Origin of the sequence: Bacillus capparidis (genome assembly GCF_017832095.1) — a bacterium.
GTDB lineage: Bacteria > Bacillota > Bacilli > Bacillales > Bacillaceae > Bacillus > Bacillus gobiensis.
This window is the reverse complement of sequence record NZ_JAFDST010000001.1, coordinates 430845-443845: the sequence shown is the minus strand read 5'-3', so window position 1 is coordinate 443845 and position 13001 is coordinate 430845. Positions and strand designations below refer to the sequence as shown.

Genomic DNA, 13001 nt, shown 5'->3' with positions numbered 1-13001 from the left:
AAGGTTGGCTTTATCTAACACTCAGTGAGGGATGAAAGAAACCTCAGCTGATTGAAGATTCACTTTATTCTTGGTTGTCTGTCTCAAATGATAGCAGTCCCGCATCAATTTCCTCAAGTGCTTTGCCTACAAACTTATGAGATTTTGGCCGTTCGATTTGCTGATCACGATGAATTTGCATTTCTCGGGCACGTCTGGCTGCCACAGTGACCAAAGTATATTTTGAATCTAATTTTTTCATTAATGAATCGATTGACGGATCTAACATAAATTACTCTACCTCCAGCATCTTCTTGTATCTAGGCGCTACTCGTTCACGTTTCAAATGTTCGGCCAACACAATGGCTTTAATACGTTCACACGCTCGCTCCACGTTATCGTTTTCCACGACGTAATCGTAAGCGTCCATCATTTCAATCTCAATTTTAGCCGTTTTCATCCGGTTTTCAATTAACGCGTTCGTTTCTGTCCCTCTTGTTACAATACGGTTTTTAAGCTCCGAAAGACTAGGCGGCGCAAGAAAAATAAACAGCCCTTCAGGAAATGCATTTCTGACCTGCAATGCTCCTTGAACCTCGATTTCCAGAAATACATCCTTCCCATTTTGCAGGGTTTGCTCAACATAGTCAACAGGCGTACCGTAATAATTTCCTACGTATTCTGCCCATTCTAAAAGCTTATTTTGTGCAATCATTTCTTCAAACTCTTCCCGAGTTTTGAAAAAATAATCAAATCCGTTTCGCTCACCCTGCCTCGGTTTTCTAGTTGTGACTGAAATCGAATATTCAAAATCCGTATCTTCTTGTGAAAATAGTGCTTGTCTTACCGTCCCTTTTCCTACTCCGGAAGGTCCGGAAAGAACAATTAATAGTCCTCTTTCTACCATAGCGGCTGTTTACCCCTGCCCTTCATACATAATATCTTCTTTAACTGAAACTCGCTGTGCCACTGTTTCGGGCTGGACGGCAGACAAAATGACATGGTCACTGTCCATAATAACAACCGCTCTGGTTCTTCTGCCATATGTAGCATCAATCAGCCTTCCGCTGTCTCTTGCATCCTGAATCATGCGTTTAATAGGTGCAGACTCAGGGCTGACAATGGAGATGAGCCGGTTGGCGGATATAATATTTCCAAATCCGATATTGATCAGTTTTATCGTCATCCTCTGTTCCCCCTGTGGAAGACAGCTCTAGTGTAGCCCGATTCGACTGTCTGTAAACAATACACGCAATTTCTATTCTATATTTTGCACTTGTTCTTTAATTTTTTCAATCCTGCTTTTCATTTCAACCACAAGGTTTGTGATTTTATGATCATTTGCTTTCGACCCTATCGTATTAGCTTCGCGATTGAGTTCTTGCACGAGAAAGTCGAGCTTTCTTCCAACAGTTCCCCCTCGGTGAAAAATATCTCTCATTTGCTGAAAATGGCTTTTTAGCCGAGTGAGTTCTTCTGTAATATCTGCCCGTTCTGCAAATAAAGCCACTTCGGCAATAAGCCTGCTTTCATCCATTTCGACAGGGGTCCATTCCTTGATTCTTGACAACAGACGTTCTCTGTATAGGGTCGCGATTCGTTTTGCATGTTCTTCTATTTGGTCAGCAAGCAGGCTGAGCTCTTCAAGCTGCGTGAGACAATCCTCTTTCAGGCGCAGCCCTTCATTTGCTCTCATTTCTTTCAGCTCTGCTGCGGCTTTATCTATACAATCAAGGATCAGCTTTTCAAACGAAGGCTGAATATTGGCACTTTCATCCACATTTGCCACGTGCTCCAATTGAAGCAAATCAGTTAACTTCACTTCATCAGGAAGGGAAAATTTTTGTTTGATATGTTTTGCGGCTTGGACATATTCCTCTAAAAGAGACCAGTCAATTGTAAGTCGTTTCTCAACAATTTCATCACCTTCAACGGTGGCAAAAAGCTCGATCCGCCCCCTGTCGACTTGCTTGTAAATTCTTTCTTTCATCGCTTCCTCTAAGTAAAGAAGCGGCCTAGGAATACGCGCTTGAATTTCACAAAATCTGTGGTTGACGGATTTCAGCTCCACTGTTACTGATAAATTGCCGCTTGCCATTGTATGGTGTCCAAATCCAGTCATACTCGTTATCATTTTTTACACACCCATTATTAATCATTGAATTGATCTTATTTAACCCATATTACCGGGCAGTAAGACCCCCAGCTCGCGGGATTAAGTGAATCGAAGAAGTCTAGTGGGGAAGCAACACCCCATAAAAGAAGTTGCTCATCTAACAATCAGGCGCAGGGGATACAATGTACGAAGTCTAATAGTTCAGGCATCCTGCACATTATAAGTGTAGAACCCCCCAAAAGACTGAAGGCTCGCTTTATCATTGAAAAAAGGGTCATAGATTATTCTATCACCCTCAAAATTATACCATACCTAATTAATTTTTTCTTGTCAAAAGTGAGCCCGCCAGCAAAAAAGTTGGAATTGCAGACAATCCAATGACCAGCAGCCAGTCAACCGCTGCAATGTCCATCGTATGGAAAACAGGCTGGAGCGGCTTGTAATAGATGACGACGAGCATTAGCAGCAATGAAGAAAGGACTGCGCCGATCAAATAAAGATTTCCAAACGGATTGCGGTGAAAAATAGACCTTTCGCTTCTGCAGTCAAATACGTGAATCAGCTGTGCCAAAACGAGAGTGGCAAACGCGATAGTTTGTGCATATTGAAGATTGTCGGGATTCCGGTAATAAATGATCATAAACGCCGCAAGTGTTACCGCTCCAATAAGAAATCCTCTAGAAACCACCTTCCATCCCAGGCCTCTTGCAAAAATCCCTTCTTTCGTATGCCGTGGCTTTCTATTCATTACATCGCTTTCGGGCTGGTCCATGCCAAGCGCCATCGCCGGCAGACCGTCCGTTACTAAATTGACCCAGAGAATTTGAATCGGGACAAGCGGCAGTGGCAAAGCAAGCAGCATGGCGAAAAGCATAACAAGAATTTCTCCAACATTCGATGCGAGCAAGTACCTGACAAATTTGCGGATGTTTTCATAAATGTTTCTTCCTTCTTTAATTGCAGATTTTATCGTTGCAAAATTGTCATCTACTAAAATTAACGAAGACGATTCTTTCGCCACATCGGTTCCTGTAATCCCCATAGATATTCCGATATCAGCCTGTTTAATAGCCGGCGCATCGTTCACGCCATCTCCTGTCATCGCGACGATGTGTCCTTTTTCTTGAAAGGCCTTGACGATTTTCAGCTTATGCTCAGGTGTTACTCGTGCAAATACATACGTATCTTCCACGGTTTCCGCCAGCTCCTCTACCGACAGCTTATTAAGTGCTTGGCCCTCAATCACTTTCCCTTTGTTCGGAAGGAGATTTAATTTTTTTGCGATTGCTTTTGCGGTAATGACATGATCGCCAGTGATCATCACCGTTTTAATCCCTGCTTCACGACATTCTTTGATCGCCTGCTTGACCTCCGGACGCGGAGGATCCATCATTCCTTGAATTCCAAAGAAAGTAAGTCCCGATTCCGCCTGCTCTACAGATGGAATCTCGCTTCCAGTCAATGGTTTATAGGCAATAGCTATGGTTCGTAACGCACGGGAAGCCAGATCTGCAATGGAGGTATTTGCTTCTTCATATCTAGTCTTGCTCATCGCTTCATTTTTATTGTTTGCAAGTATACAAGTGGACTTTTTCAAAAGAACATCCGGAGCGCCTTTTGTTATTACAAATCTTTTATTCTGCAAATCTTCAACGATGACTGTCATCATTTTTCTTGCCGAATCAAATGGGTATTCCTCAATAATTTTATACTGTTCCTTGATTTTCTCTGAATAAAAGCCGGCTTTACTTGCAGCTGTAAGAAGAGCTCCTTCTGTCGGATCTCCTTCTAATCGGTATTTCCCTTTTTCTGAAACTATCGCGGATGAATTGCAAAGCGCACCAAACAACAGGATTTGCTGCAGCGCTTTATTTTGCTTCACTTGAACCGGCCGCCCATTTGCTGTAAATTCTCCTTCCGGTTCGTATCCAGTGCCGGTAACTTCCCATAAGCTCCCGCAAGTCCAGACGTGTGTAACCGTCATCTTGTTTTGCGTCATTGTTCCTGTTTTATCAGAACAAATAATCGATGCACAGCCGAGAGTTTCGACAGCCGGCAGCTTCCTGACGATCGATTTTTGCTTGATCATCCTTTGGACGCCGAGCGACAAAGCAACTGTGACAATGGCTGGCAATCCTTCTGGAATCGCAGCTACTGCGAGTGAGACCCCCGCTAAAAACATTTGAAAAAGATTTTGTCCTTGAAGGACTCCGACAGAGACGACAAGAACCGTGAGAAGCAAAGCGATGACAATCAATATTTTCCCCAGTTGTTCAAGCCTTCCCTGAAGAGGAGTTTGCTGTGTGCCTGCTTCTTCAAGCATATGGGCAATTTTCCCCATAGCTGTGTTCATGCCAGTGCCGATGACAACGCCGCTTCCGCTGCCTCTCGTAACCAAAGTTCCCATAAACCCCATGTTGACTAAGTCTCCAAGTGACTCAGCATTAGCCTGTATTGGATCGTATTGCTTCTGGACCGGCACCGATTCCCCGGTTAAAGCGGACTCTTCAATTTCAAGACTTTTTGCATCGAATAAACGGATATCAGCACCAATTCGGTCTCCGCTTGAAAATTTGATGATATCTCCCGGCACAAGCTCCCTTGCTTGGATTTTCATCCATTTTTTCTCTCTGAGAACCAGAGTCTGTGGTGTAGAAAGCTCCTTTAATGCCTGCAAGGAATTCTCCGCACGGCGCTCTTGAAAAAAACCAAGAATACCGTTCACTAAAATAATTGCTATGATGGCTGCGGCATCTACATATTCCCCTAAGAATCCGGAGATGATCGTTGCAGCAACGAGTACAAATACCATGAAATCATTAAATTGGGAGAAGAACAACGCAAGTGAAGATGTTTTTTTGCCTTCATTTAATTCATTGTATCCGTGCAGATCCAGCCGTTTTTTCGCTTCTTTGCTACTCAAGCCATGCTCGATGGACGTGTTTGCTGTTTTCACCAAATCTGTTTGTCCTAATTCATGCCAATTCATCTGATTCGTCCACTCTCCTTAAACCATTAGTAAATTGCGTCATATAAGTCAATTTATTCAGACTTGTCCTTAATCATGCTATAATTATGAGATGCTAAAAAAGTAAATGAGCAATGAAGAAAAAGGGAGCAATAAACCATGGCATTTGACGGTATTTTCACTTACGGAATGGTGCACGAATTGAATAAGGAACTGGCTGGAGGAAGGTTGACAAAAATTCATCAGCCTTTTAAGCAGGAGCTTATTTTTCAAATCAGGGCAAACAATAAAAACAATAAGCTTTTACTTTCCGCACATCCGAGTTACGCACGAATCCATCTGACCGAGCAATCATACAAAAATCCTAATGAACCACCGATGTTTTGCATGCTTTTAAGAAAGCACATCGAAGGCGGAATAATTGAAAAAGTAGAGCAATCAGGATTTGACAGAATCGTCGTTTTTCATATAAGAAGCCGCAATGAAATCGGGGACCCGATTTTGCGAAAACTCGTCTGTGAAATCATGGGGCGGCACAGCAATATCATTTTAACGGATGCTGAAAATGGAACGATAATTGACAGCCTTAAGCATTTACCACCAAGTGTCAACAGCTATCGCACTGTTTTACCCGGACAGCCGTACGTAGCTCCACCAGCGCAGAATAAGCTGTCTCTATTGGCGGCAGAGGAAGAAGATATTCTCAAACACATCCGTTTTCAGGAAGGACAGCTAGAAAAGCAGATCGTGAATGTATTTTCCGGGGTTTCTCCATTATTTGCAAAAGAAGCCGTATACCGGTCTGGGATTGCCAATCGGGCAACCTTGCCAAAAACGCTTCTGTCCTTATTTGAAGACATCAGAACGAAAGCATTTCATCCGCAGTTTATTACATCTAACAAGGAATATTTTTATCTGTTGGATCTCACTCATATTGACGGTAGCAAAAAAGAGTTTTCCAGCTTAAGCATGCTTCTGGATCGCTTTTATTTCGGAAAAGCCGAGCGGGACAGAGTAAAGCAGCAGGCTCAGGATCTCGAAAAATTTGTCGTAAACGAAAGAAAAAAGAATGCCAAAAAAATAAAAAAGCTTGAGAGCGAATTGAAAAAATCTGAAAAAGCTGAGGAATACAAAATAAAAGGCGAGCTCTTAACGGCTAACCTTTACGCTGTCAAAAAGGGCGATAAAGAAGCGGTCGTTACAAATTATTACGATGAAGAAGGCGGGCAGCTCGCGATTTCTTTAAATCCGAATAAAACACCGTCAGAAAATGCACAAAACTACTTTGTTAAATATCAAAAAGCGAAAAGCTCCGTTACTTTTATTAACGAGCAAATTAAACTGGCTGAACAGGAAATCCAATACTTTGATCTATTGCTGCAGCAGCTGTCTTCTGCATCACCACAGGATGTGAATGAAATTAGAGAAGAGCTGGAAGAAGGGAAATACGTCAAACGAAGACAGCAAAAGGGAGCAAAAAAAGCGAAAAATCAAAAGCCAACGCTCGATATTTACGAATCAACCAGCGGCATGTCGATATGGGTCGGCAAAAACAACAAACAGAACGAATACCTGACAATGAAGGCAGCAAGCAAGGAAGATGTCTGGCTTCATACGAAGGATATTCCCGGATCTCACGTCGTCATCAAAAACCGTGACCCTGATGAACAAACGATCAAAGAGGCCGCCCAGATTGCCGCCTTTTTCAGTAAAGCAAAAGAGTCAGGCTCCGTTCCCGTCGACTATACAAAAGTCAGGCATGTAAAAAAACCAAACGGATCTAAGCCAGGGTTTGTTACCTACGATAAACAGCAGACTGTTTTTGTTACTCCCGATGCGGATCTCGTCCTTTCATTAAAAAAAGGATAAAACACATAAAGAAGCCTGAAACCATTACGGTTCCAGGCTTCTTCTTGCTTTATGCTTTATCTCAATAGCTTCAATAAGCTCTTCACTAATAAGATCTTCTATGGCACCAGCGATCTTTTTTGTGTCAGCCGGACTGGCTCCGCTAGTAGAAACAGATATAAGGATTTTTCCTTTTTTAATTGTCTTTGGCAAATAAATATTTCCATAATCGGCATTGCTTGCTACGTTCACCAGCTGGTTTTCGGATGCTGATTCACCGATCCACTGATTAATATGCGGCTGATTCGTAGCGGCAATTATTAAAAATGCCGAAGCCAAATCGCTCTTTTCAATTTCTTTTTGCTTCCACTCAAGCGAATGCTCACTGATCAACTTTTCCATTTTCTCGTGAACCTTCGGACTGACAATCGTAATCTCAGCCTTTTCATGGAGCAAAGCGTTTAGCTTTCGACAGGCAATGGTTCCACCGCCGGCAATCACAATCTTTTTCCCTTTAAGACTGATATGAAGCGGAATCATAGCTGATGTGTCTCCAAAAATAAAAAGGAATTATTTTCATTGCGAATCGCTTCGTTTACACGCGTGAGAAAAGCTTGTTCCACATAGGGATGAAATCCGATATAAGAACATAGATGAAGATTGGAATGGTACGATTTTAATGCAACCGTCTCTTTTTCTATTTCCTTCATTAAAAGGCCTGTAAACAGCAAATATGGAACGATAAACGTAGCTGAACCATCATTCTTTTTCAGCTGCCTGAATACGTCTTTGTAATTTGGTTCACATGCAGTTAAAAAGCAAGGAATCACTTCATTCACAGGCCCCATTTGTTGCAACATGTCCGCGATTTGGCATACATCGCGCTTGATGTCCGGATCAGAGCTCCCTCTGCCGATCAGAATGATTCTCGAATTCTCATAATCAACATTGGTTTCTTTGATCCTCTCGAATACCGCTTGAACAACATCCGAATTGACCCCGATGGGTTTTCCGTAAGTAACTGTTACGTCCGGATATTTTTCAGCCATTTCGTGTATCTCTTCAGGGATGTCTTTTTTGGCGTGACCTGCCGTGAGCAAAAGCAATGGAACTATTGCAATATGAGTTGCTCCCTGCTCAATACATGAGCGAAAGCCCTCTTCTATCGTCGGCTCGGTAAGCTCAAGGAAAGAAATCTCCTGAATCGGTGCATCAACTTTTTCCATGCAGCCTTTTAAAAAACGAACAGCTTCTTGCCCTGCTTTTCTTAATCTGCTCCCATGACCAACATATAGTACTGCCTGCTTCACTTATAACGCCTCGCTATACTTACATGAATTTAATTCAGCTTCAAACCATTTGATTTGGTCACGAAGCTGAACTACGTCACCAACGACAATTAAACTAGGGTTTGTAATCTTTTCTCTTTCTACCGTTTCACTTAAAGTTTCAACCGTGCATGTCGTAGTTACTTGTTTGTCCGTTGTTCCCCAATGGATAAATGCTGCAGGAGTTTTTTTGTCTCGGCCATTTTCAATTAAAAGCTTTTCGATCAAGTTAATATTTTTGATCCCCATATAAATAACAAGCGTATCAATTCCCGTTGCAAGAGCTTGCCATTTTTCTGAGAAATTTTCTTCCTGCTTATAATGCCCTGTTACAAACGCCACATTCGAGCTCATTTGCCGATGCGTTAAAGGAATGCCTGCGTATGCAGCGGCAGCGATACCCGATGTGATTCCCGGCACAATTTCAAAGGGAATTCCGTGCTCTGCCAATACCTCGGCTTCTTCTCCCCCTCTGCCAAATATGAAAGGATCTCCGCCTTTTAAACGAACGACAGTTTTCCCCTTTTCTGCATGTTTGACGAGAAAATGATTAATCGTCTCCTGCTGCATCGTATGGGAATCCGGGTGCTTGCCGCAAAAGATAAGATCCGTACCTTCTTTCGCATGCTCTAAAACCTCTTTATTGACTAAACGGTCGTATAGAATGACTTCCGCTTCTCGGATGGCTTTCAAAGCTTTTATGGTTAAAAGCTCGGGGTCACCAGGACCTGCACCGACGATATACACTTTACCATTCATGCTTTTTCCCCTCCGATTTTTTCAAAGTCTTCTAAAATAGGTACATGACATTATTGTTTTTTGTTAGCCTCAGGCTTTAAAACTTTTCCCCTGTCAAATACGTAAATAATTGGCTTTTGCATTGTTCGAGGTCGTTTTTATCAGTTTGCAGTACGAGCTCAGGGTTGTCTGGTGCTTCATACGGAGAATCAATGCCGGTAAATTGGCGAATTTCCCCGCTTCTTGCTTTTTTATATAACCCTTTAGGATCACGTTGTTCACAAACGTCTAAATCGCACTTCACGTAAACTTCGTGAAACTCTCCATCACTGACAAGGTCTCTAACAAGCTGCCGGTCTTCTTGAAAAGGAGAAATAAATGCAGTGATAACGACAGTCCCCTGCTCGACAAACAGCTTGGCAACCTCACCGATTCTTCGGATATTTTCTTGTCTGTCCTCGTCAGAGAACCCCAAATCTTTATTTAGCCCGTGGCGGATATTATCGCCATCCAACACGATCACTTGATATCCATTATCGAACAGATCTCGGCTTACCGCATTGGCAATCGTGGACTTTCCTGAACCGCTTAAGCCGGTAAGCCAAACGATAAAACTTTTATGATTGTTTTTTTGCTGGTATTCCTTTTTCGTAATCGAGGCGTTATGCCAGACGATTTGATTGTTGTTTCCCATTTTCCCACTCCTTACTTGGCGACAGCCTTAAGTCCTTTGATTAGCGTTTCAATAACCTCCGGCCTGCTGAATGTGCTTGGCGGATATTCGCCGTTTTTTAACATTTGCCTTACTTTCGTCCCCGAGAGGAAAACGTGTTGCTCTTTATCGTGCGGGCACGTTTTTGCCGTAGCCATTGATCCGCAAGCCTGACAATAGAAGCTATGCTCAAATTTCAACGGCAAAATACCGATTTCTTCAGGCGTAAATTGATCAAACAGTTCTTGAGCTTCGTATGTTCCGTAATAATCACCTACGCCGGCATGGTCTCTTCCGACAATAAAGTGGGTACAGCCATAGTTCTTTCTGACAATTGCATGGAAAATAGCTTCCTTAGGTCCGGCATATCTCATAGCAGCCGGGAAGACACCAAGTAAAACCCTGTTTTTCGGATAGTAATTGTCAAGCAGGACGTGATAGCTTTCCATCCGAACGTTTGCCGGAATATCATCAGATTTCGTTTCACCTACGAGCGGATTTAAATATAGGCCATCCACTGTTTCAAGCGCCGTTTTCTGGATATACTCATGCGCTCTGTGTACAGGGTTTCTCGTCTGAAAGCCCACAATCGTTTTCCAGCCTTTTTCTTCAAATCGTTTTCTTGTATCAACCGGATCGGCGGTATTTTCAGGGTATGTTTTTTCGCTTCTCTTCGTTACTGTGATTTTCCCACCAACATAGGTGTTTCCTCGTTCGTAAAGCTTTTTAACTCCCGGATGAGCCGTTTCATCCGTTTTATAAATAAGTTTAGCCTCTGTTTGTTTATCTGGTACATAAATATCATTGATTTCTATTACTCCGTAAACCTCACCTTGGTAAACAAGCTTGGCAGTTTCACCAATTTCAAGACTTCCAGCCTCTTCGTCTGAAACAGGAAGCGTAATTGGAATCGTCCATACTGTGCCATCCGCCAGACGCATTTGCTGGACAACGGATTCATAGTCTCCCTTTCCGAAAAACCCTTCCAACGGACTATATCCGCCTGTACCTATAAGCTCCAGGTCAGCAAACGCGATAGTATCCAATTGAATCTCGGCTTTTACTTCGGTTACGTCGTAATTAAGGTTGATTCTGTTGATTAATTTTCCTCCGTGTGGGGCTAAACTCATGATTTTCCTCCTAAAAATGAAAAAATATATCTATTATATTCCGCCGCCTTGCTCATGCACCGATCTTCTTTCGTTTTTTACTGATTTCATTAAACTTAGAACACCAATTGAAGCCAGCAAGACGCTGAACATAATGAACGCTGTGTAATAATCTCCTATTAATAATATACATACAAGAAAATAGGATAAAGTCAATGAAAGTATGGGTGATACAACCCAAACCTTGAACATTGTTTTCACTATATCTTTATGGAATACATTTCTTCCATTTTTCGCCATCCCCATCCCGATAATAGATGAAGAGGTCACTTGCGTCAGCGGTACAGGCATACCAAAAATGCTGCTGATTATCACAAGTGCCGCTCCGGTTGAGGACAACAATATGCCTTCTCCCTTTGTAAGGTTAGTGATTTTTTTGCCATTTGTTTCAAGAACCCTCCGGCCGAGAATAAGTGCGCCAAGAGCAACAAACAGACCCCCGTACAAAGTTCCTTGATTAACGGTCAATACACCAGCGGCAACTAAAGGACCTACCGCATTGGCAACGTTGTTCATTCCTGCGGAAAAAGCTTCAAAAAAACCAGATGCGATTAATAGCACTGTAAGGATTTTTCCGAATTTTCCCATCCGTTGATATTTGCCAAAATTGAATAATCTGCCAGCGAAATAGGTGATACAAAAAGCAATTACTGGCACTATTACCCAAAAGATGAGAATAATAAAAATGGACTTTATATAGAGAACCTGATAGGCAATCCCGACACCGACAACGGCTCCCACTGTTACTTCACTTGTGGAAAGGGGAATGCCCAGAACATTGGCAATAAACAGAGATAAACCTGCAGATCCGATAATGATGCTGACAATTTCGATAGTAATAATATGTTCCGGAATGATTCCGGAACTGATCGTTTTAATCACTTCTCCGCCGCCGATCACTGCACCAAGCAGCACTCCGACCGCACAAATGATAAGCGCGTGCCTGTATTTAGGCACAGCGCCTGACCCATACGCAATTCCCATGGAAGCTGCAGCACCGCTCGCACCGATATTCATTGCGAAAAAAAGACTAAGAATAATTGCAGCAATTTCCATGGTACTTCTCCTTATTCATGCAGCCCGCATTCGGTTTTATTGGATCCCGTCCATCTTCCGGACCTTAAATCCTCGGCAGTAAATGCCGGATTTGTACACGGGGCACAGCCAATGCTCGGATATCCTTGATCGTGCAACACATTATACGTTAGCTCATGTTTGCTCGTATATCTCCAAATATCCTTCCATGTCCAATGAATAAGGGGGCAAACTTTTATTGATTGGAACTTATCATCTTTGTTCAAAAAGTTCGTGTTTTTTCTGGTCGGCGATTGCTCTCTCCTTAACCCTGAAATCCAAGCAGGATACTCAGCCATCACTTCCTGCAGGGGAAGAATCTTCCGGATGTGGCAGCAACTTTGGGGATCTCTTTCCCATAGATTGTCGCCGTGAATATTACCTTGCTCCTCAACGGTTAGAGAAGGTTTTTTCAACACAATATTTAAATCAGGATAGCGTTCTTTTACCCGATCTATCGTTTCATATGTTTCCTTAAAGTGAAGTCCTGTATCCAGAAAAACAATCGTTGCATCTTTTTTAACTTTGCTGATTAGATCAATGAGAACAATACCTTCAATACCAAAGCTGCAGGCATAGACAAGATTCTCGCCATAGTGGCTATATGCCCAATCCAAAACAGATAATGCTCCTTTATACGTTTCATCTATTTCAAAGGACTGCTCCGTATCTTCCCATGTTTTAAATGTTAAAATAATAATCCCTCCTACTCCCAAAAGTTGATTCTTTCCATCATATGTTTCTTCAATGGGATATCAACCTAGAAATTGATTTTTCATGTTAATTATCCGTTATCTTTATTTATATCTTCCCAGTACTCCCTTGTAAATAAAGTAATCCTTCAATCAGCGTGGACGAATAGGATATGAAGTGGAGGCATTGCAACAGTATACCTGAGAAAAGCCTTCCTGCATTAATCCCAACCTATCTTCGCAGATTTCCCGGAATACTTGAGATTGGGGTCTTACTAAAGATGAGGATCGAGATATGAACCCTATCTTTTTAAAATGAAAGATATTTTACTGGAAGCAGCACCTTGCAATAAATTGCAGGCTGCCGGGCTTCAGGA

At 42.3% G+C, this 13001-nt stretch carries 13 protein-coding genes; 1 reads left to right on the top strand and 12 read right to left on the bottom strand.

Annotated features, from left to right (window positions below; genetic code table 11):
• Positions 1-64: 64 nt before the first annotated feature.
• The 5 genes from rpoZ to JOC74_RS02180 all read right to left on the bottom strand — a co-directional run bounded on the left by rpoZ (position 65) and on the right by JOC74_RS02180 (position 5084).
• Positions 65-268 carry a DNA-directed RNA polymerase subunit omega gene (gene rpoZ / locus JOC74_RS02200; protein WP_053602761.1) on the bottom strand — a complete coding sequence of 68 codons (204 nt, stop codon included), beginning with the start codon at positions 266-268 and terminating at the stop codon, positions 65-67.
• Positions 269-271: 3 nt separating this feature from the next.
• Positions 272-886, bottom strand: a complete 615-nt coding sequence (gmk, locus tag JOC74_RS02195) for a guanylate kinase (RefSeq protein WP_053602760.1) — start codon at positions 884-886, stop codon at positions 272-274.
• Positions 887-895: 9 nt separating this feature from the next.
• Positions 896-1165 (bottom strand): extracellular matrix/biofilm regulator RemA, encoded by a 270-nt coding sequence (gene remA / locus JOC74_RS02190; protein ID WP_053602759.1) that lies wholly within the window; start codon positions 1163-1165, stop codon positions 896-898.
• Between the two features lie 72 nt (positions 1166-1237).
• Positions 1238-2113, bottom strand: coding sequence for a YicC/YloC family endoribonuclease (locus JOC74_RS02185; RefSeq protein ID WP_053602758.1), 876 nt, complete (start codon positions 2111-2113; stop codon positions 1238-1240).
• A 298-nt stretch (positions 2114-2411) separates the two neighbouring features.
• Positions 2412-5084 carry a calcium-translocating P-type ATPase, SERCA-type gene (locus tag JOC74_RS02180; RefSeq protein ID WP_053602757.1) on the bottom strand — a complete coding sequence of 891 codons (2673 nt, stop codon included), beginning with the start codon at positions 5082-5084 and terminating at the stop codon, positions 2412-2414.
• 138 nt (positions 5085-5222) lie between these two features.
• Between JOC74_RS02180 and JOC74_RS02175 the strand changes: the two genes are divergently transcribed.
• Positions 5223-6932 (top strand): Rqc2 family fibronectin-binding protein, encoded by a 1710-nt coding sequence (locus JOC74_RS02175; RefSeq protein WP_053602756.1) that lies wholly within the window; start codon positions 5223-5225, stop codon positions 6930-6932.
• A 24-nt stretch (positions 6933-6956) separates the two neighbouring features.
• Here the strand turns inward: JOC74_RS02175 and JOC74_RS02170 are convergent, their stop codons facing one another.
• The 7 genes from JOC74_RS02170 to JOC74_RS02140 form a co-directional block, all read right to left on the bottom strand.
• A complete protein-coding gene (locus JOC74_RS02170; RefSeq protein ID WP_053602755.1) occupies positions 6957-7451 on the bottom strand; it encodes a siroheme synthase domain-containing protein in 495 nt (164 codons plus the stop codon).
• Positions 7448-8221 carry a sirohydrochlorin chelatase gene (locus tag JOC74_RS02165; protein WP_053602754.1) on the bottom strand — a complete coding sequence of 258 codons (774 nt, stop codon included), beginning with the start codon at positions 8219-8221 and terminating at the stop codon, positions 7448-7450. Before JOC74_RS02165 ends, JOC74_RS02170 begins: the two co-directional genes overlap by 4 nt.
• Positions 8222-8998, bottom strand: a complete 777-nt coding sequence (cobA, locus tag JOC74_RS02160) for a uroporphyrinogen-III C-methyltransferase (protein ID WP_053602753.1) — start codon at positions 8996-8998, stop codon at positions 8222-8224.
• Positions 8999-9074: 76 nt separating this feature from the next.
• A complete protein-coding gene (cysC, locus tag JOC74_RS02155) occupies positions 9075-9671 on the bottom strand; it encodes an adenylyl-sulfate kinase (RefSeq protein ID WP_053602752.1) in 597 nt (198 codons plus the stop codon).
• A gap of 11 nt (positions 9672-9682) precedes the next feature.
• The gene (sat, locus tag JOC74_RS02150) at positions 9683-10819 is read right to left on the bottom strand and encodes a sulfate adenylyltransferase (protein WP_053602751.1); all 1137 of its coding nucleotides are present in this window, start codon (positions 10817-10819) and stop codon (positions 9683-9685) included.
• Between the two features lie 33 nt (positions 10820-10852).
• Positions 10853-11914 (bottom strand): sulfate permease, encoded by a 1062-nt coding sequence (gene cysP, locus JOC74_RS02145; RefSeq protein ID WP_053602750.1) that lies wholly within the window; start codon positions 11912-11914, stop codon positions 10853-10855.
• 11 nt (positions 11915-11925) lie between these two features.
• Complete coding sequence (locus JOC74_RS02140; protein WP_053605987.1) at positions 11926-12627, bottom strand: phosphoadenylyl-sulfate reductase; 702 nt, start codon at positions 12625-12627, stop codon at positions 11926-11928.
• Positions 12628-13001: the final 374 nt, after the last annotated feature.

Excerpts from the sequence above, each read along its gene's own strand:
- rpoZ (WP_053602761.1), bottom strand. The coding sequence starts at position 268 with ATGTTAGATCCGTCAATCGATTCATTAATGAAAAAATTAGATTCAAAA.
- gmk (WP_053602760.1), bottom strand. The coding sequence starts at position 886 with ATGGTAGAAAGAGGACTATTAATTGTTCTTTCCGGACCTTCCGGAGTA.
- remA (WP_053602759.1), bottom strand. The coding sequence starts at position 1,165 with ATGACGATAAAACTGATCAATATCGGATTTGGAAATATTATATCCGCC.
- JOC74_RS02185 (WP_053602758.1), bottom strand. The coding sequence starts at position 2,113 with ATGATAACGAGTATGACTGGATTTGGACACCATACAATGGCAAGCGGC.
- JOC74_RS02180 (WP_053602757.1), bottom strand. The coding sequence starts at position 5,084 with ATGAATTGGCATGAATTAGGACAAACAGATTTGGTGAAAACAGCAAAC.
- JOC74_RS02175 (WP_053602756.1), top strand. The coding sequence starts at position 5,223 with ATGGCATTTGACGGTATTTTCACTTACGGAATGGTGCACGAATTGAAT.
- JOC74_RS02170 (WP_053602755.1), bottom strand. The coding sequence starts at position 7,451 with ATGATTCCGCTTCATATCAGTCTTAAAGGGAAAAAGATTGTGATTGCC.
- cobA (WP_053602753.1), bottom strand. The coding sequence starts at position 8,998 with ATGAATGGTAAAGTGTATATCGTCGGTGCAGGTCCTGGTGACCCCGAG.
- cysC (WP_053602752.1), bottom strand. The coding sequence starts at position 9,671 with ATGGGAAACAACAATCAAATCGTCTGGCATAACGCCTCGATTACGAAA.
- sat (WP_053602751.1), bottom strand. The coding sequence starts at position 10,819 with ATGAGTTTAGCCCCACACGGAGGAAAATTAATCAACAGAATCAACCTT.
- cysP (WP_053602750.1), bottom strand. The coding sequence starts at position 11,914 with ATGGAAATTGCTGCAATTATTCTTAGTCTTTTTTTCGCAATGAATATC.